Genomic DNA, 24,956 nt, shown 5'->3' on the forward strand with positions numbered 1-24,956 from the left:
GTCTCGTCGGTGAGCACCAGTCCTCGTGCGTCCCGGCGCATTCCTCAGCACACTGAGCATGTCCACGTCGTCCCCCCGCCAGCAGCCGACGGCAGCCGGCAGCTCGAGAGGGAGTGAGTCCGTGACCGAAGCCGCCATCGTCACGCACGGCATCGAGAGGCGCTTCGGCGCCAACCTCGCCGTGGCGGGCGTAGACCTCACGATCCCCGCCGGGGAGATGTACGGGTTCCTCGGACCGAACGGCGCCGGCAAGTCCACGCTCACGCGCGTGCTGTGCACCCTGCTCTCCCCGACGTCGGGCACGGCGACGGTCGCGGGACATGACGTCGTCCACGACGCGACCGCCGTCCGCCTCAGGATCGGGGTCGCCCTGCAGGAGGCCGCCCTCGACGACAAGCAGACGGGGGTCGAGATGCTCCGGCTCCAGGGGCGCTTCTACGGGCTCGACGCCCGCGAGACGGACCACCGCGTCGCGGCGCTGCGCGAGCTCATCGACATCGGTGACGCCCTCGAGGACCGGGTCGCCACGTACTCGGGCGGGATGAAGCGCCGCCTCGACCTCGCCCTCGCTCTCGTGCACAACCCCCAGGTGCTCTTCCTCGACGAGCCGACGACCGGCCTGGACCCGGTGAGCCGCGCCGCCGTGTGGGCCGAGGTGCGCAGGCTCAACCGCGAGCTGTCCATGACCGTCTTCCTCACGACCCAGTACCTCGAGGAGGCCGACGCGCTCGCCACGAGGGTCGGGATCATCAACCGCGGGACGATCGTCGCGGAAGGAACCCCCGCAGAGCTCAAGCGCACGATCGGCACCGACGTGGTCGTGATCGACGTCGGGGCTCAGGTCGACGACGCACGCTCGGCTCTCGGGACGGTGGCCGGGGTGGAGGGGGTCGAGGCGGACGGCCAGCGCCTCATGGTGTCCGTGGCCGACGGCGCGCAGGCGATCAGCCCCATCGCCCTCGCGCTCGACCGCGCTGGCGTCGAGGTGCGCGAGCTGGCGCTGCGCCGCCCGACCCTCGACGACGTGTTCTTCCGGGTCACCGGACAACGGATCCTCGACGACGAGGGGGCGGCAGCATGAGCGCCGGGTCGGCGGCGTCGCGCGGCGGGGCGCTGCCCGGTGCATCGATGCCCATCACCGGCCGCCCCGCGGGGTTCTGGCGCGACCTCACGTCCGTGGCGATCCGCGCACTGCGCCAGATCCCGCGCGAGCCGGAGGCGATCGTCCCCGCGCTGGTCATCCCGCTCTTCTTCTTCGTGGTCAACGTCGGCGCGCTCTCCGACGTCGCCACCGCGACCGGGATCGAAGACTTCGAGGCGTTCCAGATCCCGGTGGCCATCATCTTCGCCGTCACCGGGGTATCGCGGGCCAGCGCCCTCGTCACGGACATCACCGACGGGTACTTCGACCGGCTCCTGCTCACCCCGATGCATCGCACCGCCCTGTTGCTCGGGCTCATGGTCGCGGACCTCGCGCTCGTCGTCGCGCTGTCCGTCCCGGTGCTGATCCTCGGCTTCGTGCTCGGCGTGCAGTTCGCGACCGGCATCGCCGGAGTCCTCCTGTTCCTCCTCCTCGCAGGTCTGTGGGGGCTCGCCTTCACCGGTTTCCCGTACGCCATCGCGCTGCGGACCGGGAACCCTGCCGCCGTGAACTCCAGCTTTCTGCTGTTCTTCCCCTTCGCCTTCCTCACCACCACGTTCCTGCCCCTCGAGGCGCTCACCGGCTGGCTCGCCACGATCGCGGAGTTCAACCCCGTCACCTACCTGCTCGCGGCACTGCGCTCGCTCATCATGGAGGGCTGGGACGTCACCGCTCTGTGGCAGGGGGTCGCGGCCATCGTCGTCGTCGGGACGATCAGCTTCTTCCTGGCGTTCCGCGCGCTCCGGGGGAGGACGGCGAGGAGCTGAACGACGACGGCCGCGACCCGTGGCTACGCGCCCTGCACCTGCTCGAGCCAGCGCTCGTACATCGCGAGGTCGCGGAGCGCGCGATCGGCGAACAGGGCGGGCCCTTCGCCGTCGAGCACGCCCCGACCGACCGCAGCCTGCACGCGGCTGACGGCTCGGAGAGCGAGGTCCGGTCGACCGCCGTCGAGAGCACGACCGGCCAGGCGCAGCTGGACGTCCACGACGGTGGCCGCACCGGTTCCCACGCACTCTCCGCGGGCGGCGCTGACGTCGTCGCGCAGGTCGTCCAGCCCGACCGCGACCGCTGCCGCACGATCGGCGTGCGGCACGACGGCCGGCTCGCGGAACGCACCCTCGGAGAGGGCTGCCGCCTGCGCGTCGGAGAGCTGGTTGTACGCGAAGAGCGCCTCGCCGTCCGACCCGGCGTCGGCGACCGCCGCGACCTGGTCCAGCATCGTCTGCGGCGTGGAACCGCGGAACGGCCCGTACGTCGCCGTGTACAGGAGGTTCTCCTCCCCGACGCGGTCACGCATGGCGACGGTGTCGGCGGCCACGGACGTCGCCGAGGTGCCGAAGGACATGCCCGTCAGCACGTCGACGTAGTCCTTGTCGACCCAGTCGCCCCAGTTCTGGAACTTCTTCGCGAGACCGTCGCTCGGGTCCGGGAACACCGCGGCGGACAGCGGGACGTCGGGCGCGACCTCCTGCTGCATCGCGCGGACCTCGGCCACGAACGAGGTGACGTTCCGCTCGCGCCACGCGGTCCACGTCTCCCACGCGGGGTCCGTGGGCGTGAGCGTGTACGGGTCGACGCCCGCCTCGGCCTCGAACGCCGCGCGGGAGAGGTCGCTGTAGGAGTAGCCCGCGGTCTCCCAGGGCTGGGAGACGGGGTAGCGGATGTAGTCGAGGTGCAGCCCGTCGACCTCGTAGCCGGTCAGGAGCTCCTCGAGGATCGCGGCGACGTACGTCCGCGCCTCCGGGTGCGCGGGGTCGACGAAGTAGTAGCCCGGCTCCTGCGACGACGGCATGGGCCGACCCGCGCCGACGTCCTCGCGCTCGACCGCCGCCCAGTCGGGGTGCGCCTGGAGGATCGGTCCGGGGCCGCCCGTGGCGCCGTCGGACCCGACGAAGAACGTGTGGATCCAGGGATGGACCTCGATGCCGCGCGCGCGTGCCTCGTCGATCCAGACGGCGAGGGGGTCGAAGCCGACCATCTCGGGACGCTGGGCGGCGACGCCCGCGGACGCGGCGACCTGCGACGGGTAGATCGTCGTGCCCTGGAAGAACGTCTCGAGGAAGACGACGTTGAAGCCCGACGCGTCGATGCGGTCGAGCGTGGCGCGGATCGCGTCGGGCGTCGTCTCCTCGGGTCGGACCCAGACGCCGCGGCCCTCGGCGGGTCGCGACTCGGCCGTGCGGTACCGGGCGAGGGACGCGGCGGCGGCGGCGTCCTGCGCGAGCGCGGTCGCGGCGGCGGCGTCACCTGCTGCGGCGGCGGCGCGGGCGTCGTCGAGCGCGCCCTGCGCGTCGGCGAGGGCTGACTCGGCAGCGTCCTGCGGGAAGGCCAGGCACGCGGCGTCGGCCGCGGTGACGGCGGCGCGGGCGTCCGCGATGCCCTGCTCCGCTGCGTAGACGGCGGTCCGCTCGTCCACGGTCGCCACGACGGTCGTCCCGTCGACCTGGACGTTCGCCCCGACCGGCGCGTTGGCCTGGAGCCACGTGCCGCGCGAGCCGTGCCCCGAGAGCACGTAGCCGTCGGCGGGGATCGCGCGGTCGTTGCCGCCCCCCTCCACGACGACGCCGCCGACGACGGTCACCTCGTACCCGAAGTCGTTCGTCCCGGTCGTGGGCCGGCCGGACGCGGCGGTGTACTGCACGAGCTGCTCGGCCCCGCGGCAGCCGGGATAGCACTCGCCGCTGCCCGGGTCGACGCCCGGCGGGTTGGTCGCCGGTGCGGGGTCGACCGCGTCGAGCGTCGTCGTCGCGGTGCGCTCGACGACCTCGCGGAACCGGACGACGTCGCCCGCGGCCAGGTGGTCGCGAAGGAACGCGCGGACGTCGGGCGATCCGCCCGGCGAGGCGGAGAGCACGACACCGTCCGCGGGGACGGCGTTGTCGCCGGGCCTCCACGCCGGGTCGGCGCACGCGGCGAGCGCGGTGCAGACGCTCACCACCTCGTAGGCGCCCGGCTCGTCGGCCGCGACGAGGACCGCCTCGCCGCCGAACGCATTCGTCCGCGTCGTCGTCCCGAACGCGGGCGTGTACACGGCGACGGTGCCGGAAGTGCGGCTCGGCGGGTTCACCGCCGTCACGGCCAGCTCCTCGCCGCCCGCGGCGACGACCACGTCGCCGACCTCAGGAAGCCCGTCCGCGTCGACGGCGCTCCGGGGGGCGCGCTCGACCGAGCTCTCGAGTGCGCCGGCAGGGGCCACCGCGGCCGCACCGGTGAGCAGGAGCCCGCCCGCGGCGAGCGCGGCGAGCGCTCGGGTCGTGGTGCGTCGTCGGAATCCGATCATCGTCGATCCTCTCCTTGCCGGCGGGGACGGTCCCTCGCCGGTCGCCCGTGCGGCCCAGCGCTCCGAGCGTCGTGCCCTACGGGCGTGGCGCCGCCGTGCGTGTCGTCGTGCGGTCCGCGACGGACAGGTGCAGGGTGCGCACCCCGTACGGGGCGAGCTGGAGCCGCAGCGACCCGGCCGTCCCGGTTGCCGCGTCCAGGTCCCGCTCCACGTGGAGCGCGTCGAGCTGTGCGTCGAGCGGCGTCTCGTCGAGGCGCACCTCGTCGACCGCCAGCGCCCAGTCCGGCAGCCGCACGACGGCGGTGCGCGGCTCCGAGGTCGGGTTCGCCACGCGCAGCACGGCGCCGTCGCCGGCCTCCGCGGGCTTGAGCGCGGAGGCGAGCGCGCCGTCGACCGAGGGCGCCGCACCGGGTGCGGAGCGACGGGCGGGTGCAGGTGCGCGCAGCTGTTCGGCGCGCAGCGGCACGTGGTGTGCGGCGGCGGTCGCCGCGAGCGCGAGCCCGTCGCCGACGTCGTCGCCGAGGAGGACGCCCAGCCGTGCGCTGCGAGGACCGTGGCACTGGCCCTCGGCCACCTCGAAAGCCGGCCCGGCTCCCGTCGTGCGGGTGCGCAGGTCGAACCGCGAGAGCCACCCGACCGAGCGCAGGAGCGTCACGGCGATCTCGTGCTCGCCGGCGCGCTCGCCCGCAGCACCGTCCGTGGCGAGTCCTTGCACCTCGGGCAACGCGTCCAGCAGCACGGCGACGCGGTCGGCGCCCGTCCCCGCGACGGCGTAGGTGTGCGCCGGGGACGTACCGATCGCGGCCTCGAGGCCGGGCGCGGTGGGGAGGTCACCGACGACCGGGCCGAAGTCCCGCTCCTGCACCGACCAGTGCGTGTCGGCGCTCCACGTGCGGGGCGCGCCGGTGACGGGGACGTGGAACCGCAGGCGGTGGTCGTCCGCGGCGTTGTCCAGCTCGATGCTCCACCGCAGGACCGGGTCCCCCGCCCAGCGCTCGACCACGAGTCGCACGGGGGTGTCGAGCGTCGTCGTGGAGCGGGCGTCGCGGGACGGGTCGAGAGCGGCTGGCAGATCCAGCACGGCGTCCACGACGAGGCGCGTCCGCACCGGCGACGCGAGCGTCGTGACGGAGCGGGTGCGCGGCGTGACGAGCGTGTCGTCCAGCGGCGGGTCGTACGTGTAGCTGTCGCCCCGGTCGCCGCCGTCGACGAGCCGGCCCAGTCCGTGCCGCACCGAGCCGTCACGGCCGGTGACCGTGACGGACGCGTCGTCGTCGACGGCGATCTGCACGCCGTCGACCTCCGCGTCGCGCCGGTCCTCGGGCACCGGAGCGCATACCGGTCGCGGCCCGAGCACGGCGGTCCAGACGGCCCACCCGAACGCCGGGACCCCGGTGGCCATGAAGGCGAGCCGGTGCCGGGACCCGCGACGCGTGTCCGGGAGCAGGTCGAGGTCGGCCTCGAACCACTGCGCGGCGCCCAGGTGATCGGCCTCGACGGGGACCTCCGCACCGTCCGGGCCGCGGAGAGCCACGACGTAGCGGTCGGCCGCGGTGACGACCTCGACGACGACGGGGCCGCCCGTGTCGTGGCCGGAGCCGGAGCGGACGAGCACCTCGACGGTCTCCTCGGCGGGGGCGCCGAGGCCGCGGTCGTCGAGACCCGCGGCCAGACCGGCCCGACGCAGCAGCTGGTCGCCGCTCTCGAGGACGCGCTCTGCGCGGACCGTCGTCTCGCGATGGACCTCGTCCACCGAGCAGCCGCAGATCGAGTCGTGCGGGGCGTTCTTCACGAGCAGGTCCCAGGCGTGCGCGAGCGTCTCGGCGGCGTTCGCGGGCGGCCGTCCGGACCCGGCGGCGACCACGAGCGCGGGCTCCACGAAGCGCTCGAGGAGGCTCTGCGCGCGGTCGTTGAGCGTCTTGACGTACGCGCGCGCCGAGAGCGTGCCCGGCAGGAGGAACGTGAGCCGGTCGCCGAGGTGGCGCAGCTCGCCCTCGACGACGGGCAGGTCGGGACCTGCCGCCTCGCGGGCGTCGCGGAAGAAGTCCGGCAGCGTCGAGGGCCGGACATCGACGCCGGTCGTCGCGCGGACCGCCGAGAGCGCCTCGGCGCGCTCCCCGGGCGCGACCGGGACGAGGTGGTCGCCCCCGTTGAGCAGGAGCTGGGGACCGCCGGGGACGCGCTCGGACTCGCGCCCGACGAACGCGCCGAGAGCGTCGGCGGCGGTCTCCGCGTCCCAGAGGACCTCGGCCTGGTGGTACGCCTGGTTGACGGCGAACACCTCGGAGCCGTCGGGGCCGCGCCAGCGGAAACGTGCGTGCTCGGGCGGGGCGCCGCGCCAGACGAGCGCGGTGTCGATGCCGAAACCGTTGAGGACGCGCGGCAGGTCCGCGGGGTGGCCGAACGCGTCGGGCGAGTAGCCGACGTCGCCGAGCACGTCGCCCGCGGTGCGACGAGCGAGCAGCAGGTTGCGCACGAGGTTCTCCGCCGACACGAGCTGGTTGTCCGCGAGGACGTGCCACGGGCCGATGGTGAGGCGACCGTCGGCCGCGAGGCGTCGGACGCGGTCGGCGAGGTCCGGCCGCAGGGCGGCGACGTCGTCGAGCGTGACGGTCTGGCCGTCCAGGTGGAACGACTCGAGACGTCCCGCGTCGACGTCGTCGCACACGCGCTCGACGAGCTCGACGAGCCGGGACCGGAAGCCCTCGAAGGGCCGGTACCACTCGCGGTCCCAGTGGACGTGGGTGACGACGTGGCACGTGACGCTCATCGTGCGACCTCCGTCGACGGGACGGCGGGGAGGACGGCGGCGAGGGCGTCGGCGAAGCGGGCCGTGATGGTGGCCGGGCGCGTGATCGCGCCCCCGACGACGACGGTCGCCGCCCCGCGGCGCAGCGCCTCGGCAGCCTGCTCGGGTGTGGAGATGCGGCCCTCGGCGACGACCGGCAGGCGCAGCGCCGCGACGAGCTCGCCGACGAGGTGCAGGTCCGGTCCCGCCGGCACGGGTGCCGCACCGGTGTACCCGGACAGCGTGGACCCCACGAGATCCACCCCGGCCTCCTGCGCGACGAGCGCCTCCTCGACCGTGGCGACGTCGGCCATGACGAGCCGACCGTACGTCTCGTGCACCACCCGGACCACGTCCGCGAGCGTGCTGCCGTCGGGGCGCGGGCGGCCGGTGGCGTCGACGGCCACGACGTCGGCGCCCGCCGTGGCGACCGCGTGCACGGCGGCCATCGTCGGGGTGATGTAGACGCCCGACGTCCCGACCTTCCACAGCCCGATCACCGGGACGTCGGTGACGGCACGCACCGCCGCCACGTCGTCGGGGCCCTCGAGGCGCAGCCCCGCCGCGCCCCCGGCGAGCGCGGACAGCGCCATGGCCCGCATGTGGAGGGGTCCGTGCAAGGGTTCGTCCTCGCGTGCCTGGCACGAGACGACGAGTCGGCCCCGCAGGGCGCCGATCACGTCGCGCGTGGCGAGAGGACGGGGGGTGGTCATGCGATCTCCTGGGGGCGGTTCGGGTGGTTCCGGGGCGTGCGATGGGTCTGGGGCATCCAAGGGGTGCGGCGCCCGGCAGCGGCGTCCGCGGCGAGCGCGACCTCGGCCCACGTGCGCCCCTCCGGGGGTGTGCCGAGGCCCAGCGACCGGGCCACGGCAACCCGCTCGGCGTCGTCCAGGCCCTCGTCGGGCCGCAGGTCGAGCGTCGTCGCGCGGGCACCAGCCAGGCCGCCCGCGAGGACGCAACGGGTCGCCGCGCCGAACGCCGGGTGGTCGGCGGGCAGGTCGCGCGCCCACACGAGGGGTGTCCCGCGCGCCAGGAGCCGGTCCTGGGCGCGGCGCACGGTCGCGCGGGACCGCGCGGCGTCGGCCGGCGTCGTGCCGCTCGCGTGCGCCTCGACGGCGAGGACGCCGGCGGCCTCGCCGACGGACCACTCGCCGGGGTGGACGCGGTACGCGGCGGCCGCCACCTGCGTCGCGGCGAGGTTCTTCGCGCCCGCCAGCAGGTTGACGGGGCCGCGGCCGGCATCGGGCACGAGGGCGCGCGCGGGCACCTGGAACGGTGCCGTCGGTGCGTACACGCTGGCCGGGTGCCCGACACGCGGGTGCAGGTCCGCGTGGTACCACGCGGTGCCGAGCGAGTCGGGCACGGGCGTCGCCCGCTCCGTGCCCGCGCGCGCGGCGACGTCGTGCTCGGTGACCGGCCGGCCCGACGCGAGCCGACGTGACTCGCGCACGTACGGGGCGAGCGCGAGCCCGTCGGGCGTCCCGGTGACGTCGGGTGCGAGGGACAGCTCCGGGTAGCCGCGACCGTCGTCGTCGCGGGGCGCCTCGGTCCGCAGCCAGTGCACGAACGCGAGCGTCAGCTCGCGCGCGCCCCGGTGGGTGCGCTCGCGGTCCGCCACGAGCCCGGTGGTCGCGTAGTCGTTGCCGGCCCAGTTGAGCACGACGGCGTCGCGCCCCCCGAGCTGCGCGGCGTCCCGCACGCGGCGGTAGGTCCAGAACGGCGGGTTCCCGGTGTCGCTCTCGCGGAACATCGCGTACCGGTGGACCGACCCGTCCCAGCCGGCGATGTCCAGGCCGAACGGCTGCCCGGCGGCGTGCCCGGCGTACCCCGCCGGCGCGGTGCCCACGGGGCCGGCGACGGGGTCGAGGCGCAGCGCCGCCACCCACGTGCAGGACTGCTCGGCACGGGGGTCGGGCGGGCCCGGGACCGCGTGCGGCTCGGCGAACGCGTCGGTGCCCTCGGACCCCACGACCCAGTCGGCGCCGACCAGCGGCAGGAGGTCGCCGAGCTCTGTGGCGTCGACGAACGTGTCCGCCTCGACGACGTCGCGGACCCCGCCGGGACCCGCGAGCTCGACGGCGCGGACCACGGCTCGCCCCTCGGCGTCGAGGCCGGTGCGCGCTGCGACGGGCTCGCGGTCGAGCAGCACCCGGACCTTCCCCGCCGCCACGTGGCTGGCGAGCATGTCCTCGAGGACCCGACGGCCGACGTCGGGCTCGAAGCAGAGCCGCGAGACCCACCCGCCACCGGGGTTCGCGCGTCCGCCGAGGCGCTCGCGGACGCGACGGCGGAACTCGTGGTAGCTGCCCGGCGCACCGGTCGTCTCGATGAGCGGGTGCTCGTCGAGCGGGCTCGTGGCCTGGGCCGTGACCTGTCCGCCGAGCACCGGCTCGGCCGCGGTGAGCGTGACCGTGGCGCCCGCGTCCGCCGCCGCGAGCGCGGCGGCGATCCCGCCGAGGCCGCCGCCGACGACGGCGAGGTGCAGCGGCGTCATCGGGCCGGCTCCACGTCGAGGTCGACCTCGAACGTGCGGTCCCAGGGCAGCGCGAGGCTGCCCGGGACGACACGTGCGTCCTCGAGACCGCGGGTGGAGGCGAGCACCGCGGTCAGCCGCTCCTCCCAGTCCGCGCGCTGCGCGTCCGTGGGGTGCACGACGTCGTGCCGGGTCGGGTCGGAGCCGAGCTCGGTCCGCACCTGGGCGCGCACGCGGCTCATCCACCCGGCGTCCTCGACGACGCGGCGCGCGACGACGCGCCGGTGCGCCGCGCGGTCGAACGTGCCGGCGTGCCGGGCCGCCGCGGTGACGACGACCTGGGCGGCGACGGTGCCGAGCGTGTTCCCTGCGGTGTTCCAGGCGGCGTAGCCGGTGAGGTGCGGCCAGGCACCGACGGCGGCGAGCGCGTCGACCAGTGCGGGGTCGGCACCGTTGGGGTGCGCGACGTCGGCGACGGCCACCGCGCGTCCGGCGTCGAGGAGGTCGGCGACCGCGTGCGCGGTCGCCTCGGCCGCGACGGTGTCGAGCACGCTCGGCGGCGCGACGGCCCAGTCGCCGCGGGACGCGCCGACGGCGGGAGCGTGCACGACGAGGTGACACCCGGCGTCGTCGTCCGTCGCCGCGAGCGCCGCTCCTGCGGCCTCGAGCTGGCGCGCGACGGTGTGCCCGACGGGCCCCGTCTCGTACGGGGCGGTGCGGGCGAGCCCGCCGTCGACGGCGCAGCGGACGGCGACGCGCGGGGCGGTGGCGCCGGTCGAGGCGAGCACCGCCCGTGCCACGAGCACGGCCCCCGTCTCGTCTGCGCCGGGGTGCACGAGCGCCCGCGCCCCGGTACCGAGCACCTGGACCCAGTGCGCGAGGTCGCGCTGGGCGTGCGCGGACAGGGACCGTTCGGCGGCGTCGTCGACGCCTACGACGAGCGTGGTGAGCAGACCCCGGCGGTGGAGGTCGAGCGCGCAGAGCGCGAGCGCGTGCTGCCGCACGCGGCGTCCCGTCCAGTCGGCCACCACGTCCCGGGGCACCGAACCGGCCACGAGCGCGCGGGCGGCGTCGAGGTCGACGGCCGCGTCGGTGGGCGCGTCGAGCGTCGCCGACAGACGGTGCAGCGCCGGCCCGTGCGGGTCCCAGTAGGCGGGCTCCTCGGTCGCGTCCGCGCTGTCCGGGGTGCGCGGCACGACGACCGCGGCGTGCACCGGAGGGCCGGGGCGGGTCACGGGTCCCCAGGCGGCGAGCACCTCGTCGACGCGTTCCGTACCGGTCCGCGAGGCGATGAGGGAGCCGAAGCCGAGCGCGTCGAGGCTCACGACGCTCGCGTCCGTGCGGCCGCGCGACGCGGCGAACCACGCCGAGAGTGCGGCGACGTCCGGTGCACGGCGGGCGTGGGGGCGCAGGGCGGGCGGTGGCGACTCCACCACCGCCCCGGCGATCGCGGCGATCTGCGCCGGCAGGTCGCCGCTCACGGGACGGTCGTCGAGCGGCAGGAGCGTCAGGCGGACCACGAGACCCCCGGTGCCTGGTGAGGTCCGGCGGCGGGTGCGGGCGCAGTGGACGCGCGCGCCGAGGACGAGGGAAGGACGAGGGAGGCGGCGCCGACCGCGCCCGCGTCCGGCACGACGGCGCGGACGACGGGCAGGGTCCCGAGCCCGGGAAGGGCGCCGGCGGCCAGGGACGCGCGGGCGGCGTCGAGCAGCACGTCCCCGACGGCGAGCGCCCCGCCGCCGACGACCACGAGCTGGGGGTCGAGCGCCGCGGCGAGCGAGGCGATCGCCGTGCCAAGGGCCGCGCCCGCGCGGCGGACGGACTCCGTGGCGCGCGCGTCACCGGCGGCGACGGCGCGTGCGACGTCGTGGCCTGTGCGCGCCGTGCCGCCGAGCGCTGCGTACGCGGCCACCATGCCAGGACCTGACGCGACGGCTTCGAGGTGCCCCGAGCGCCCGCACGGGCAGGTCACGCCGGCAGCCTCGAGCACCACGAGGTGACCCAGGTGGCCCGCGCGATGGTTCGCGCCGTCGACGACGGAACCGTCGACGACGACCGCGCCGCCGACCCCGGTACCGACGGTGACGACGATGTAGGAGCGCGCACCCGCCGCGGCACCCCAGGCGCCCTCGGCGAGCGCGAAGGCGTGCACGTCGTTCACGACCTGGATCGCGACGTCGTCGAGGCAGTCCTCGAGACGGGCGGCGAGCCCGGCGCGCACGTCGGTCCCGGCCCAGCGGGGCAGCGCCGACGTCGCCGCGAGGATCCGCCCGGTCGCCCGGTCCACGACGCCCGCCGAGCCGACCCCGAGCCGGCGCACGCGACCTGCACGGGGCGCACCCAGTACCCCGGTGGTCGCGTGCGCCGACCCGGACCGGCCGGACCCCACCCCAGCGGGGGTCACGGCCCCGACGACGGCACGGACCAGCTCGGCCCCCGCGTCGAGGATCGCGTCGGGCCCGGCGGTCGCGGGCGTCGGGCGCTCGCGCGTCGCGAGCACCGTCCCGTCGGCCGCCAGAGCCACGGCGCACGTCTTCGTCCCGCCCACGTCAAGCCCGACGGCGGCCACGTGCTGCACGCTCACGGGCGCCGCCTGCGCTGGACGGAGACGCGGAAGTCGTAGCGGTCGGCGCGGTAGACGCTGCGTCCGCGCTCGATCGGCCGGGCGTCGGCGGTGTAGGTGACGCGCGAGACGACGAAGGCCGGCGAGTGCGGGGCGACGTCGAGCAGCGCCGCCTGGGCGCTGTCGACCACCGACGCGCGGATCGTCTGCTCGGCGACGTCAGGCTGGTGTCCGAGCGACTCGAACGTCGCGTACAGGCTCGTGACCGTCTCGGTGCCGAAGTCGTCCGGGAGGAGCTCGGCGGGGACCCACACGTCCTCGATGCACATCGGTGAGCCGTCGGCGGTGCGGACGCGCTCGACGTGCACCACGGGTGCGCCGGGTGAGATGCCGAGGTCCTGCGCCACCTCCGCCTCGGCCTCGATGCGCTCGACCCGCTGGGACCGCGAGCCGGGCCGCATCCCGCGAGCGGCGATGTCCTCGCTGAACGACGTCAGGGTGAGCGACTTCGAGATCATCGTCGGGTCCGCGACGAAGGTCCCGGATCCCTGCACGCGGTAGACGAGCCCGTCGTCGGCCAGAAGGCTCAGCGCCTGCCGGACCGTCATGCGCGAGACCTCGTACGTCGCCATGAGCTTGCGCTCCGACGGCAGCGGGTCGTGAGGGCTCAGCCGCGCGCGGATGTCTTCCTCGAGCCGGGCGCGCAGCGCCTCGTACTTGGGTTCGTGGAGCTCTGTCGTCATCCCTTGATCCCTCCTTCGCCGACGCCCCGGAAGAACCAGCGCTGCAGGGAGAAGAACAGCGCCAGGAGAGGGATCACCGCGATCATCGTCCCTGCGGCGATGACGCGCTGGTTGGCGCTGAACGTCCCCGACAGGTACTGGATCCCGACCGTGAGCGTGTAGTTGTCCGGATTCTTGAGGATCACGAGCGGCCACAGGAAGTCGTCCCACGCGAAGACGAACGCGAAGATGCCGACGACGGTCAGGGTGCCCTTGACCGACGGCATCGCGATGCGGCGGTACCGCTGCCACGCGTTGGCGCCGTCGAGCGTGGCCGCCTCCTCCGTCTCGCGCGGGAGGCCGAGGAACGCGGTGCGCATCAGGACGATCGACAGGCCCGAGGCGGCTGCCGGCAGCACCACGCCGGCCAGCGAGTCGACGAGCCCGATCGAGCGCATCGTGAGGAAGACGGACACCATGATGACCTCGAACGGGATGATGATCGTCGCGAGGAAGAGAAGGTCTGCGGCCGTCCGCCCGCGGAACGGCAGGCGGGCGAGCGCGTAGCCGGCCATCGACCCGAGCAGGACGTTGAGCAGCGCGGACGCCGTCGCGACGAGCAGCGAGTTGCCGACGTAGCGGAGCACGGGGATGGTCTCGGCCACCGTCCGGTAGTTGTCCAGGGTCGGCTGGCTGGGGAACGGGCTGGCCGTGTAGATCGACTCGCCGGCGCCCTTGAGCGAGGTGGAGAGCTGCCAGAGGAACGGGCCGACGAGCAGCACGAACATCAGCGCGAGCAGTGTGTACCGCAGGACGAGGCCGGCGCGCGTGTGCTTCGACCGGTCCGGGCGCAGCACCTGGGGGGCAGGGCGCGTGGCGCGGTCCGGGGCGAGGGTCGCGGTCATCGGGCCTCCGCCCGCTGTGCCCGCAGGTAGCCCGCGGAGAGTCCGATGGTGAGGACGAACAGCGCGAGGCTCATCGCCGACGCGTAGCCGATCTCGCCGCCGAGCCCCAGCCCGACCTCGCGGATCGTGTAGACGAGGGTGCGCGCCTGGCCGCCGGGTCCCGCGGAGCCGTAGCTCATGACGTACACCTCGGCGAAGACCTTCATCGCGGCGATGGCGGACAGCAGCCCGACGAGGAACATCGTCGCCCGCACGCCGGGGACGGTCACGGACCAGAACCGGCGAGCCGGCCCGGCACCGTCCATCTGCGCGGCCTCGTGGTAGTCCCGCGAGACGCTCCCGAGCGCGGCGAGGTAGACCACCATGTAGTACCCCAGCCCTTTCCAGACGGTGACGAGCATGCAGCTGAGGAGCAGGAGCGACGAGTCGGTGAGGAACGGCAGCGGGCCGTCGATGATCCGCATCGCCTCGAGCACCTGGTTCACGACGCCGTCGCTCGCGAGCATCCACGTCCAGATGAGGCCGACGACGACCATCGACGCGACGACGGGGGAGTAGAAGACGGAGCGGAAGAAGCCGATCGCGCGGACCTGCGGCTGGACGAGCACCGCGAGGAGCAGGGGCAGCAGCACCAGGAGCGGGACGACGACGACCACGTACAGCACGGTGTTGCGCGTCGCGAGCCAGAAGCTCGCGTCGTCGGCGAGCCGCGCGTAGTTCTCGAACCCCACGAAGGTCCCGCCACCGAGCGCGCGGGCGTCGGTGAACGACAGCACGACGGTATTGAGGAAGGGCCAGATGTGGAAGACCACGGCCACGAGGAGGGCCGGGGCGAGGAACAGCCACGGGGCGAGTCTGAGCCGGCGTGTCACGGTGTCTCCGTCCTGCGTGCGGCCGGGGCGGGCGGCCGGACCGCCCGCCCCGGTGTGGGTCACTGACCGGTGATCGCGTTCGCCTCGGCGACGGCCTGGTCCAGGGCGTCCTGGGCGCTCAGCTCACCCTTCATGGCGAGCTGGACCTTGCCGACGACGGCTGCCTTGACCCGGTCGTCGTACTGGACGGGGAGCAGGTTGCGGGCGTTCTCGAGCTGCTCCGCGGAGAGGCGGCGGGCCTGGGACTCGACGGTGCCGTCGGAGTCGTCGGTGAAGTACGGGTCCTGCAGCGCCTCGGTGACCGAGGGGAAGATCGTCACGATCTTCGAGAACTCGAGCTGGTTCTCCGCGTTCGTGATGTGCTCGGCGAACGCGAGCGCCGTGGCCTTGTTCTCGGTGGTGCGCGGCACGAGCAGGCCCATGACGGACATGTTCGCGGCGTCGGAGGCACCGGTGATCTGCGAGCCGACGCCGGTCGTGGCTGCGATGTCCGGCGCGTTCTCCTCGACGATGGTGAGGAAGTTGGGCCCGGACGGGAACAGGGCGACGCGACCGGCCTGGTAGGCCTCCGTCTCCTTCTGGTGGTTCTCCGTGATCGAGTCGGGCGGGAAGACGCCGTCCTGGTAGGCCTTCGTGAGCCGCTCGACGTGCGCGACGGCCTCCGGGGTGTTGAAGACCCACTCGGTCCCGTCGTCGGACAGGAGCGGCACGCCCTCCTTGGCGAGGTCGAGCAGGAACCTGTTCTCGAGCGCGGGGTGCATGCCCCAGGTCGTGCCGCCCGAGGCCTCGGTGATCTTCTCCGCCGCGGCGTACAGCTCGTCGAACGTGGCGGGCGGGGTCTCGGGGTCGAGGCCGGCCTGCTCGAACATCGCGGTGTTGTACATCGTGACCTCGGACGTCAGGTACCACGGGAAGCCGAAAGAGCCCACCTGGCCGGGTACCTGGAAGGCGTCCCAGGCGCCGGGCACGTAGGCGTCGCGCAGCTCGGGGACCTCCTGGTCGAGGTCGAGGAAGATGCCCTCTGCCTCGAGCGGCTGGGCGAAGTTCGGGTTGAGGTTGATGACGTCGGGGAGCGTGCCGGCCGCGGCGTCCGCGGCGATCTTCTCCTGGGCGCCCTCGAACGGGACGTCGATCCACTCGACCTCGGTGCCCGGGTGCTCGGTCTCGAAGTCGTCGATGACGCCCTCGATGTACTCGGTGAAGGTCGGCTTGAGCTGCAGCGTCGAGAACGTGATCTTGCCGGTGATCTCGGCGGGCGCCCCGTTCTCGGCGGAGGCGTCGGAGGCCGGCTCGCCCCCGCCGAGGCCGCAGGCGGTGAGGGAGAGCGCGAGGACGGTGATCGCGGGCAGTGCTGCATGCCGGCGACGGTTGGGGGTCATGTCACTCCTGAGTCGACGTTGACGCCTCGGCGATGAGGCGAGTGGTCCGTACCAATGCGCAGGACTCTAGGAAGGTCTGCGGCACGCGTCAAGCGATCCGGCGAAAGTGGTTCGTACCAATCCGATCTCAGGATGGATGGCGAGGAGTGGGAACGACGGTCGCCGGAGCGGCGCGCGCACGCACCTGACCGCGTCAGGCCGAGTCGCGCCAGACGATCTCGGTGGGCAGCGTGACGCTCTTGACCGGCTCGCCGCCGGAGAGCTGACCGAGCACGAGCGTCGCGGCGGCGCGCCCCATCTCGCGCGCCGGCTGCCGTACCGTGGACAGCGCAGGGTTGCACCGCAGCGCCCAGGCGCTGTCGTCGAAACCGACGAGCCCGACGTCCTGCGGAACGGCGCGCCCGGCCGACCGCAACGTCTCCAGCGCCCCGGCCGCCACGGCGTCGGACGCCGCGAGCACGCCGTCGACCGTGGGGTCCCGTCGCAGGAGCTCCGCCATGCCGGCGACCCCGGCCCCGTAGGAGTAGAGCGGGTCGGCGACGACGAGCCGTTCGTCGTACTGCGGGCCCAGCGCGTCCTTGAAGCCCTGGAGGCGGTCGGCGCCCGAGTCGCGGTCGAGGGCGCTCGCGAGCATGCCGACCCGGCGGCGCCCGGTGGCGAGGAGCCGCTCGGTCAGGGTGCGCGCCGCGGTGCGGTTGTCGATGCCGACGTACGGGACGGAGGGGCGGCCCTGCGGGTGTCCGACGAACGCGGCCGGGAGTCCGATCTCCTCGACGGCGTCGGCGACCGCGTCGTGCGAGCGGGACGAGACGAGCACGGCCCCGTCGACGAAACCGCCGCGCAGGTAGCTCGAGACGCGGGCGGCGTCGCTCTCGGAGTCGACGACGAGCACGACGAGCTGATGGTCGGCCTCGGCGACGACCTCGTTCGTGCCGAGCATGATCGAACCGATGTTCGGGTCCTCGAGGAAGAGCTGGTGCGGCTCGTGGACGACGAACCCGACGGCCCACGTCTTGCGCATCACGAGGTTGCGGGCGGCGTTGTTGCGTACGTACCCCACCTCGGCGATCGCCGCCTCGATCCGCGATCGCGCCTCGGCCGAGACGTACCCGACGCCGTTGAGCACGCGCGAGACGGTGCCGCGGGAGACGCCCGCGCGGGCCGCGACGTCGTGGACCGTCGCCCGTGCGCGCGCAGGTGAGCTCATGCGCCTCAGGGTATCCGCCCACCGACCTGTGTGTGCACGTGTACACACAGGGTGTGAGCGGTGTAGGGTCCACCAATGTGTGCACGTGCACACACACCTTCGACGACGAGGACGAGCAGTCGACGTGGACCGCGACCAGCACCGAGCACGCCTCCCGCTCCCGCACGGCGGGATCGCGTTCGGCGGCGACTACAACCCCGAGCAGTGGCCGCGCGAGACGTGGCACGAGGACGCGCGCCTCATGCGCGAGGCCGGGGTGGACCTCGTCGCCGTCAACGTCTTCGGCTGGGCCGAGATCGAGCGCGTCCCGGGGGAGTATCGCTTCGACGACCTCGACGAGGTCATGGACCTGCTGCACGCGCACGGGATCTCCGTGAACCTCGGCACCGGGACGTCGACCCCGCCCCCGTGGCTCACCACGCAGCACCCCGAGATCCTGCCGGTCCGGCACGACGGCGTCACCGTGAGCCCGGGCGGTCGCCAGGCCTGGTGCCCCAGCTCTGCCGTCCTCCGCGACCGTGCCGAGCGCCTCGTGCGGGAGGTCGCGGAGCGCTATCGCGACCACCCGGCGCTGGCGCTGTGGCACGTGTCGAACGAGCTCGGTTGTCACAACGCGCTCTGCTACTGCGACGAGTCGGCGCGAGCGTTCCGCCGGTGGCTCGAGCAGCGCTACGGCACGGTCGACGCGCTCAACGCCGCCTGGGGCACGAGCTTCTGGAGCCAGCGCTACGGCTCGTTCGAGGAGATCCTGCCCCCGCGCGTGACGGCGTCGGCCGAGAACCCGGGCCAGGCCCTCGACTTCCGTCGCTTCAGCTCCGACGCGCTGCTCGACTGGTACCGCGCCGAGGCCGAGATCCTCCGTACGACGACGTCCGCGCCCGTCACGACGAACTTCATGGTCACGGCGCACATCGACACGCAGGACTACTGGTCGTGGGCGCCGCACATGGACGTCGTCGCGAACGACCACTACCTCGACCACCGGCTCGACGACCCGTGGGCGGAGCTCGCCTTCGCCGCGGACACCACCCGGGGGCTCGCGGGCGGCGCGCCGTGGATGCTCATGGAGGCGTCGCACGGCGCGGTGAACTGGCAGCCGCGCAACCTCGCGAAGCGGCCCGGCGAGCTCGAGCGGATGGTGCTCACGCACGTCGCCCGCGGGGCCGACGCCGTGTGCTTCTTCCAGTGGCGCGCGTCGAGCGCCGGGGCCGAGCGCTTCCACTCGGCGCTGCTCCCGCACGCCGGCACCGACTCCGAGCAGTGGCGCGCGACCCTGCGCCTCGGCTCGCTGCTCGACGCCCTCGACGAGGTCGCGGGCACGACGGTCACGAGCGACGTCGCGCTGCTGTTCGACTGGCAGGCGTGGTGGGCCGCCGACGTAGCGGGCCACCCCACGCAGGACCTGCGCTACCTCGACGAGGTGCACGCCATGCACGCGGCGCTGCGCCGGGCGGGTGTCGTGGCGGACGTCGTCGCACCGGGCGCCGACCTGACCGCGTACCGGCTCGTCGTCGTGCCCACGCTCTACCTCGTCACGGACGAGGCGGCGCGCGGCCTGGAGGAGTTCGTCGCCGCGGGCGGGCACGCGCTCGTCACGTACTTCTCCGGGATCGTCGACGCCGACGACCGGGTGCGGCTCGGCGGGTACCCGGGCGCGTTCCGCGACGTGCTCGGCGCGCGGTCGGACGAGTTCTTCCCGCTGGACGCCGGACAGGTGGTCGCGCTCGACGACGGGGGCGTGGGCCACGTCTGGACCGAGCGGCTCGAGGCGCGCGGCGCCGCGGTGCACGCCCGGTTCGTCGACGGGCCGCTGCCGGGCGGCCCGGCGGTGACGCGCAACGACCACGGGGACGGCGTCGCGTGGTACGTGGCGACGCGGCTCGACCGGAGCGGCCGGGACGCCCTCGTCAGGACCGTGCTCGACGACGCGGGGGTGGTTCCCGTGCTGCCCGGCCTGCGCGACGACGTCGACGTCGTCCGGCGGCAGGACGACGGCGCGTCGTACCTGTTCGTGGTCAACCACGGCGACGACACCTTCGTCGCCGACGTACCGGGCGTCGAGCTGCTCACCGGGAGCGACGCGGAGACGCACGAGGTGCCGGGCGGCGGCGTCGCCGTCGTCCGTGAGCGGTCGACGGATCGACGGCGATCCAGCGAGGAGGAGACAGCATGAGCACGGCCACCGGCGCAGGTCGCGTCGCCGAGGAGACGACTCGCGAGGCGGACCCGCCGAAGCGGCGAAGGCCGCACCACCTGGGGGCGGTCTCGGTCTTCGTCGTCCCGTTCTTCCTCCTGTTCGTCCTCTTCTATCTCCTGCCGATCGGCTACGCGGTGTACCGGTCGTTCCGCACGGTCGAGCGCGAGGGGACGTTCGGGCCCGCGACGGAGGTGTTCGGCGGGTTCGCGCAGTACGAGCAGGTGTTCGCCTCGGACGCGTTCTGGGCCTCGCTCGGACGGGTGCTGCTCTTCGGCGCGGTGCAGGTGCCGGTGATGCTGGGCCTCGCGCTCCTGTTCGCGCTGCTGCTCGACTCACCCCTCGTCCGCGGCAAGCGCTTCTACCGGCTGGCGTTCTTCGCGCCGTACGCGGTCCCCGGCGTCATCGCCGCGATCATGTGGGGCTTCCTGTACTCGCCGAGCCTCTCGCCCTTCACCCTGCTGACGAGCAACGTCGAGCTGCTGGGTCGCGGTGCCGTGCTGTGGTCGATCGCCAACGTCGTGACGTGGGTCTACGCCGGCTACAACATGCTCATCATCTACTCGGCCCTGCAGTCGATCCCCGGGGAGATCTACGAGGCCGCGCGCATCGACGGCGCGGGCCAGCTGCGGATCGCGTGGTCGGTGAAGATCCCGCTGGTGATCCCGGCCCTCGTGCTCACGGGCGTCTTCTCGATCATCGGCACGCTGCAGCTCCTCACCGAGCCACAGGTCTTCCGCTCGTTCACGACGTCGATCAGCTCGACGTTCACGCCCAACCTCGTCGTCTACACGACCTCGACGGTCCCGAACTTCAACCTCGCGGCGGCCTTCTCGGTGGTGCTCGCGCTGCTGACGTTCGTGCTGTCCTTCGTCTTCCTGCGCCTGACGCAGAGGAGGGCCTTCCAGTGAGCATCCTGACCCGCACCGACGGCTACGGCCCGACGACGCAGCGCGAGGGGCGCGGCGTGCGCGAGCGACCGATGTCCCGCGCGGTGGCGTTCGTCATCATGGGCGCCTTCACCCTGTACTTCCTCGTGCCGATCTGGTGGCTCTTCGTCGCCTCCACCAAGTCGCGCGGCCAGTTCGCGTCGTCGGGCGGGCTGTGGTTCGCGGACTGGCACCTGTGGGACAACCTCACCCTGCTCTTCACCTACGACGGCGGCATCTACCTGCGCTGGCTCGGCAACGCCGTGATCTACGCGGGCGTCGGCGCGGTGCTGGGCACGCTGCTCGCGTCGATGTGCGGGTACGCGCTGGCCAAGTACGCGTTCCGGGGCCGTGACGCGCTCTTCAACGTCGTCCTCGGGGGCGTGCTGGTGCCCGCCACCGCGCTCGCGCTGCCCCTCTTCCTCATCTTCAGCACGGTCGACCTGACCAACACGTACTGGGCCGTCTTCCTGCCGAGCCTGGTGAGCCCGTTCGGGGTCTACCTCGCCCGCATCTACGCCGCGGCGAGCGTGCCGGGCGAGCTGCTCGAAGCGGCGCGGCTCGACGGCTCGGGCGAGGTGCGCACGTTCTTCACCGTGTCGGTGCGGCTCATGGCACCGGCGCTCGTGACGATCTTCCTGTTCCAGTTCGTCACCATCTGGAACAACTTCTTCCTGCCGCTGGTGATGCTCTCCGACGAGGAGCTCTACCCCGTCACGCTCGGCCTGTACGCCTGGAACTCGCAGACGAACGCCGTGCCCGAGCTGCGCACGGCCGTCGTCGTGGGCGCCTTCGTCGCCATCGTGCCGCTGATCCTCGCCTTCCTCGGCCTCCAGCGCTTCTGGCGCGGCGGTCTCGCCGCCGGCGGCGTCAAGGCGTGACCGCCACCACCCATCTGTTGCACGACCCATCCCGTTCAAGGAGGAACATCATGAGACGCCCCACCCTGCTCCGCGTGAGCGCACTCGCCGTCGCCGGAGCCGTCGTGCTCGCCGGCTGCTCCGGCTCCGACGAGCCCGACGAGGGCGCGGCGCCCGACGCCGGGGCCTGCGAGCCGTCGGACGGCCCGGTCGAGCTGACCTACACCGGCTGGGTCCCCGGCATGGAGGACGCGGTCGCCCTCTGGAACGAGGCGAACCCGGACATCCAGGTCACGTACAACACGGGCCCTTCGGGGAACGCCGGGACGTACCAGGACTTCTTCAACCAGCTCGAGGCCGACGAGGCTCCGGACCTCGGCCAGATCGAGTACGACACGCTCCCCAACTTCCGGGTGCAGGACGGCCTCGTGAACATCGCGGAGTGCGAGGGCGTCCTCGAGGCGGGCGACCAGTTCGTCGACTGGACCTGGCAGCAGGTCACGTTCGGCGAGGAGGACGCCGTCTACGCGATCCCGCAGGACACCGGCCCGATGGCCATGTTCTACCGGAAGGACCTCTTCGAGCAGGCCGGCATCCCCGTCCCGACGACGTGGGACGAGTACGCCGACGCCGCGCGGCAGGTCCGCGAGCAGGGCGCGTACATCACGCACTTCCCGCGCACGGACGTCAACTGGTTCGCCGGGCTCGTCTGGCAGGACGAGGGCCGCTGGTTCGAGAACGACGGCGAGGCGTGGACGGTCGACCTGACGGGCGAGAAGTCCACCGAGGTCGCGGAGTACTGGCAGGGCATGATCGACGAGGACCTGGTCAAGGACACCGCCGGCTTCTCCGACGAGTGGAACAACGAGCTCAACACCGGCCAGCTGTGGACCTGGGTCAGCGCGGTGTGGGGCAGCAACTCGATCTCGTCGGGGGCTCCGGACACCGCGGGCAAGTGGGCCGTCGCGCCGATGCCGCAGTGGGAGGACGGCGGCGACGCCGCGGGCAACTGGGGCGGGTCGACGGTCGCCGTGCTCCAGGGCACCGAGCACCCGTACGAGGCGGCGCAGTTCGCCCTGTGGCTCAACACCTCCGAGGAGTCCCTCACGGCGCTCAACCAGGGCGGCGGCCTGTACCCGGCGACGACGGCGGGGCTGGAGCTTCCCGCCCTCAAGGAGGGTCTCGACTTCTACGGCGGCCAGCCGATCTTCGACGTGTTCGCCGAGGCCGCCGAGGCGACGGACCCGAACTTCACCTGGGGTCCCACCATGGCCCAGACGTACAACGACGTCGCGGACGGCTTCGGCAGCGCGCTCGGCGGGTCGGGGACGCTGCTCGACGCGCTGCAGGCGGGCGAGGACGCCACGATCGAGACCCTGAAGTCCCAGTCGATCCCGGTGAACGAGTGACCGGTCCGTCCACCGGCGAGATCCACCACCTCCGTGCCGCGGGCTCGAGCCTCGTGCTCGACGCCCGCGGCACGGGGGTGCCGGTCGTCGTGCACTGGGGCGCCGGCCTCGGCCCGCTCGACGAGCCCGCCCTCGCCGCGCTCGCCGACTCGCAGGTCCCCGCGGTGACGGCCAGCTCCGTGGACGTCCCGCTGCGCCCGACGATCGTCCCGCTGGCGTCCGACGGCTGGCCGGGGTCGCCCGGCCTCGCCGGGTGGCGGCCCGGCGCCCACGGCGCCCCCGACACCACCGGCGCCCGGGCCGCCCGGTACCCCGGCCTGCGGCTCGTCTCCGCCGACACCCCGGGACCCGGCACCCTCGAGGTGCGGCTCACGGACCCGGACGCAGGGCTGGACGTCGTCGTGCACCTGACGCTCGGTCCGTACGGGGTGCTCGAGAGCCGCACCTCGGTGACGAACCGCGGACCCGGCCCGTTCGCGCTCGAACGCGTGGTCTCCTCCCTGCCGCTCCCGGCTCGGGCGGCCGAGGTCCTCGACCTGACGGGCCGCTGGTCCGGCGAGCGTCGGCCGCAGCGCGCCCCGCTCCGCGACGGCACCTGGTCGCGCGAGACCCGCCACGGCCGTCCCGGTCACGACGCCCCGTTCGTGACCGTCGTCGGCACGCCCGGCTTCGCCTTCGGCACAGGAGAGGTCTGGGCCGTCCACCACGCCTGGAGCGGCGACACCGTCGTCCGCGTCGAGCACCTGCCGACCGGCCACACGCTCGTCGGTGCGGGCGAGCTGTGGGGGCCGGGCGACGTCGTCCTGGCGCCGGGCGAGGCCTACGAGTCCCCGCGCACGCTCGCGTGCTGGTCCAAGGACGGGCTCGACGGCGTCTCCGCACGCTTCCACGGGTGGGCACGCGACCGCCCCGGGCGCGCGACGCGGCCGCGGCCGGTCACGCTCAACACCTGGGAGGCCGTGTACTTCGACCAGGACCTGGACCGGCTGCGGGCGCTCGCGGACGCCGCGGCCGGCGTCGGCGTGGAGCGGTTCGTGCTCGACGACGGCTGGTTCCGCGGGCGCCGCGACGACCGGCGGGCGCTGGGGGACTGGACGGTGGACGCCGTCGTCTGGCCGGACGGCCTGCACCCGCTCGTGCGGCACGTGACCGGTCTCGGCATGGGCTTCGGGCTCTGGGTCGAGCCGGAGATGGTCAACGCCGACTCCGAGCTCGCGCGCGCCCACCCGGACTGGGTGCTGCGTGGAGCGGCCGACCGCGAACCGATCCCCTGGCGTCACCAGCAGGTGCTCGACCTCGCGAACCCCGGCGCGTACGCCCACGTGCGCGACGCCCTCGTCGCACTCCTGGACGAGTACCCGGTCGAGTACCTCAAGTGGGACCAGAACCGTGACGTGCTCGACGCACCGTCGCGCGGCCAGGTGCTGGCCACGCGACGGCTGATGGACGAGCTGCGTGCGCGGTTCCCGGGCCTCGAGATCGAGTCCTGCTCGTCCGGCGGGGGACGGGTCGACCTGGACGTGCTCGAGCGGACCGACCGGGTGTGGGCGTCCGACACCAACGACGCGCTCGAGCGACAGGCCGTGCAGCGCTGGACCGGTCTCCTCGTCCCGCCGGAGCTCGTCGGTTCCCACGTCGGCGACGCGCGGTCCCACACCACCGGGCGCACGCACTCCCTCGGGCTCCGCCTGCTGACCGCGACCTTCGGGCACGCGGGCATCGAGTCCGACCTGACGCGTCTCGCGCCCGACGAGCTGGCGGCGATCGCTCGGTGGACGCACCTCGTCCGCGAGACCCGGGGGCTGATCGCCACCGGCCGCACGGTCCGCGCGGACCGGCCCGACGACGGCTGCTGGGTGCACGGCGTCGTCGCACCCGACCAGGGGGAGGGTCTGTACGCGGTCGTCACCCTCGCGTCGTCGCCGGCGGCCGTCCCCGCGCCCGTGCTGCTGCCGGGCCTGGACGCCCAGCGGAGCTACCGGGTCGAACGGGTCGACCTCGCCGGTCCGCCGCTCGTCGTGGGCGACGTGCCACCACCGTGGTGGGAGGGCGGGTCGGTGGAGCTCCCCGGATCGGCCCTGGTGGAGACGGGTCTGCCCCTCCCGCCTCTCGCACCCGAGCAGGGCGTCCTGCTCCGTGTCGTCCGTACGCCCGGCCCAGGGTGCCGGGCGGCACCCTCCTCGCCCTCGGCCGTCGACGCAGCGGGCCTCGTCCAGACCTCCTGACCAGCG

General features: G+C 73.8%; 18 protein-coding genes. 7 read left to right on the forward strand and 11 right to left on the reverse strand.

What is annotated here, in order from left to right; translation table 11 throughout:
* Positions 1 to 121 precede the first annotated feature (121 nt).
* Together AC4H2G_RS04850 and AC4H2G_RS04855 are read left to right on the forward strand one after the other, a co-directional pair.
* Complete coding sequence (locus AC4H2G_RS04850; protein WP_494364619.1) at positions 122 to 1,081, forward strand: ATP-binding cassette domain-containing protein; 960 nt, start codon at positions 122 to 124, stop codon at positions 1,079 to 1,081.
* A complete protein-coding gene (locus AC4H2G_RS04855) occupies positions 1,078 to 1,908 on the forward strand; it encodes an ABC transporter permease (protein WP_494364620.1) in 831 nt (276 codons plus the stop codon). The genes AC4H2G_RS04850 and AC4H2G_RS04855 overlap by 4 nt, the downstream gene beginning before the upstream one ends.
* A 23-nt stretch (positions 1,909 to 1,931) precedes the next feature.
* Here AC4H2G_RS04855 and AC4H2G_RS04860 read toward each other — a convergent pair whose 3' ends face one another.
* The 11 genes from AC4H2G_RS04860 to AC4H2G_RS04910 all read right to left on the reverse strand — a co-directional run bounded on the left by AC4H2G_RS04860 (position 1,932) and on the right by AC4H2G_RS04910 (position 17,333).
* Positions 1,932 to 4,424: a glycoside hydrolase family 10-like protein gene (locus tag AC4H2G_RS04860; RefSeq protein ID WP_494364621.1), complete on the reverse strand. Its 2,493-nt coding sequence runs from the start codon at positions 4,422 to 4,424 to the stop codon at positions 1,932 to 1,934.
* A 76-nt stretch (positions 4,425 to 4,500) separates the two neighbouring features.
* Positions 4,501 to 7,194, reverse strand: coding sequence for a glycoside hydrolase family 38 N-terminal domain-containing protein (locus tag AC4H2G_RS04865; RefSeq protein WP_494364622.1), 2,694 nt, complete (start codon positions 7,192 to 7,194; stop codon positions 4,501 to 4,503).
* Positions 7,191 to 7,925, reverse strand: a complete 735-nt coding sequence (locus tag AC4H2G_RS04870) for an N-acetylmannosamine-6-phosphate 2-epimerase (RefSeq protein ID WP_494364623.1) — start codon at positions 7,923 to 7,925, stop codon at positions 7,191 to 7,193. Before AC4H2G_RS04870 ends, AC4H2G_RS04865 begins: the two co-directional genes overlap by 4 nt.
* A complete protein-coding gene (locus AC4H2G_RS04875; RefSeq protein WP_494364624.1) occupies positions 7,922 to 9,706 on the reverse strand; it encodes an FAD-dependent oxidoreductase in 1,785 nt (594 codons plus the stop codon). Before AC4H2G_RS04875 ends, AC4H2G_RS04870 begins: the two co-directional genes overlap by 4 nt.
* The gene (locus tag AC4H2G_RS04880) at positions 9,703 to 11,205 is read right to left on the reverse strand and encodes a DUF4127 family protein (RefSeq protein WP_494364625.1); all 1,503 of its coding nucleotides are present in this window, start codon (positions 11,203 to 11,205) and stop codon (positions 9,703 to 9,705) included. The genes AC4H2G_RS04875 and AC4H2G_RS04880 overlap by 4 nt, the downstream gene beginning before the upstream one ends.
* On the reverse strand, positions 11,193 to 12,269 hold the full coding sequence (locus tag AC4H2G_RS04885) for an ROK family protein (protein WP_494364626.1): 1,077 nt from the start codon (positions 12,267 to 12,269) through the stop codon (positions 11,193 to 11,195). The genes AC4H2G_RS04880 and AC4H2G_RS04885 overlap by 13 nt, the downstream gene beginning before the upstream one ends.
* On the reverse strand, positions 12,266 to 12,991 hold the full coding sequence (locus tag AC4H2G_RS04890) for a GntR family transcriptional regulator (protein ID WP_494364627.1): 726 nt from the start codon (positions 12,989 to 12,991) through the stop codon (positions 12,266 to 12,268). Before AC4H2G_RS04890 ends, AC4H2G_RS04885 begins: the two co-directional genes overlap by 4 nt.
* The gene (locus AC4H2G_RS04895; RefSeq protein ID WP_494364628.1) at positions 12,988 to 13,875 is read right to left on the reverse strand and encodes a carbohydrate ABC transporter permease; all 888 of its coding nucleotides are present in this window, start codon (positions 13,873 to 13,875) and stop codon (positions 12,988 to 12,990) included. The genes AC4H2G_RS04890 and AC4H2G_RS04895 overlap by 4 nt, the downstream gene beginning before the upstream one ends.
* Entirely contained in the window at positions 13,872 to 14,747 is an 876-nt protein-coding gene (locus AC4H2G_RS04900) for a carbohydrate ABC transporter permease (protein WP_494364629.1), read from the reverse strand. The genes AC4H2G_RS04895 and AC4H2G_RS04900 overlap by 4 nt, the downstream gene beginning before the upstream one ends.
* A gap of 59 nt (positions 14,748 to 14,806) precedes the next feature.
* Positions 14,807 to 16,126, reverse strand: a complete 1,320-nt coding sequence (locus AC4H2G_RS04905; protein WP_494364630.1) for an ABC transporter substrate-binding protein — start codon at positions 16,124 to 16,126, stop codon at positions 14,807 to 14,809.
* A 193-nt stretch (positions 16,127 to 16,319) separates the two neighbouring features.
* Entirely contained in the window at positions 16,320 to 17,333 is a 1,014-nt protein-coding gene (locus tag AC4H2G_RS04910) for a LacI family DNA-binding transcriptional regulator (RefSeq protein ID WP_494364631.1), read from the reverse strand.
* Positions 17,334 to 17,457: 124 nt separating this feature from the next.
* Here AC4H2G_RS04910 and AC4H2G_RS04915 point away from each other — a divergent pair, with 124 nt between their 5' ends.
* The 5 genes from AC4H2G_RS04915 to AC4H2G_RS04935 are packed head-to-tail and all read left to right on the forward strand — an operon-like array spanning position 17,458 to position 24,950.
* Positions 17,458 to 19,506 carry a beta-galactosidase gene (locus AC4H2G_RS04915; RefSeq protein WP_494364632.1) on the forward strand — a complete coding sequence of 683 codons (2,049 nt, stop codon included), beginning with the start codon at positions 17,458 to 17,460 and terminating at the stop codon, positions 19,504 to 19,506.
* A complete protein-coding gene (locus AC4H2G_RS04920; protein ID WP_494364633.1) occupies positions 19,503 to 20,438 on the forward strand; it encodes a carbohydrate ABC transporter permease in 936 nt (311 codons plus the stop codon). Before AC4H2G_RS04915 ends, AC4H2G_RS04920 begins: the two co-directional genes overlap by 4 nt.
* A complete protein-coding gene (locus AC4H2G_RS04925; protein ID WP_494364634.1) occupies positions 20,435 to 21,337 on the forward strand; it encodes a carbohydrate ABC transporter permease in 903 nt (300 codons plus the stop codon). Before AC4H2G_RS04920 ends, AC4H2G_RS04925 begins: the two co-directional genes overlap by 4 nt.
* Before the next feature lie 50 nt (positions 21,338 to 21,387).
* Positions 21,388 to 22,725 carry an ABC transporter substrate-binding protein gene (locus AC4H2G_RS04930; protein ID WP_494364635.1) on the forward strand — a complete coding sequence of 446 codons (1,338 nt, stop codon included), beginning with the start codon at positions 21,388 to 21,390 and terminating at the stop codon, positions 22,723 to 22,725.
* On the forward strand, positions 22,722 to 24,950 hold the full coding sequence (locus tag AC4H2G_RS04935) for an alpha-galactosidase (RefSeq protein ID WP_494364636.1): 2,229 nt from the start codon (positions 22,722 to 22,724) through the stop codon (positions 24,948 to 24,950). Before AC4H2G_RS04930 ends, AC4H2G_RS04935 begins: the two co-directional genes overlap by 4 nt.
* Positions 24,951 to 24,956 lie beyond the last annotated feature (6 nt).

It is taken from the genome of Cellulosimicrobium sp. BMG9.23 (assembly GCF_059159985.1).

Bases quoted from the DNA above. Each gene is read 5' to 3' on its own strand.
- AC4H2G_RS04875 (WP_494364624.1), bottom strand. From the start codon at position 9,706: ATGACGCCGCTGCACCTCGCCGTCGTCGGCGGCGGCCTCGGCGGGATC.
- AC4H2G_RS04890 (WP_494364627.1), bottom strand. From the start codon at position 12,991: ATGACGACAGAGCTCCACGAACCCAAGTACGAGGCGCTGCGCGCCCGG.
- AC4H2G_RS04860 (WP_494364621.1), bottom strand. From the start codon at position 4,424: ATGATCGGATTCCGACGACGCACCACGACCCGAGCGCTCGCCGCGCTC.
- AC4H2G_RS04905 (WP_494364630.1), bottom strand. From the start codon at position 16,126: ATGACCCCCAACCGTCGCCGGCATGCAGCACTGCCCGCGATCACCGTC.
- AC4H2G_RS04865 (WP_494364622.1), bottom strand. From the start codon at position 7,194: ATGAGCGTCACGTGCCACGTCGTCACCCACGTCCACTGGGACCGCGAG.
- AC4H2G_RS04910 (WP_494364631.1), bottom strand. From the start codon at position 17,333: ATGAGCTCACCTGCGCGCGCACGGGCGACGGTCCACGACGTCGCGGCC.
- AC4H2G_RS04895 (WP_494364628.1), bottom strand. From the start codon at position 13,875: ATGACCGCGACCCTCGCCCCGGACCGCGCCACGCGCCCTGCCCCCCAG.
- AC4H2G_RS04930 (WP_494364635.1), top strand. From the start codon at position 21,388: ATGAGACGCCCCACCCTGCTCCGCGTGAGCGCACTCGCCGTCGCCGGA.
- AC4H2G_RS04920 (WP_494364633.1), top strand. From the start codon at position 19,503: ATGAGCACGGCCACCGGCGCAGGTCGCGTCGCCGAGGAGACGACTCGC.
- AC4H2G_RS04855 (WP_494364620.1), top strand. From the start codon at position 1,078: ATGAGCGCCGGGTCGGCGGCGTCGCGCGGCGGGGCGCTGCCCGGTGCA.
- AC4H2G_RS04870 (WP_494364623.1), bottom strand. From the start codon at position 7,925: ATGACCACCCCCCGTCCTCTCGCCACGCGCGACGTGATCGGCGCCCTG.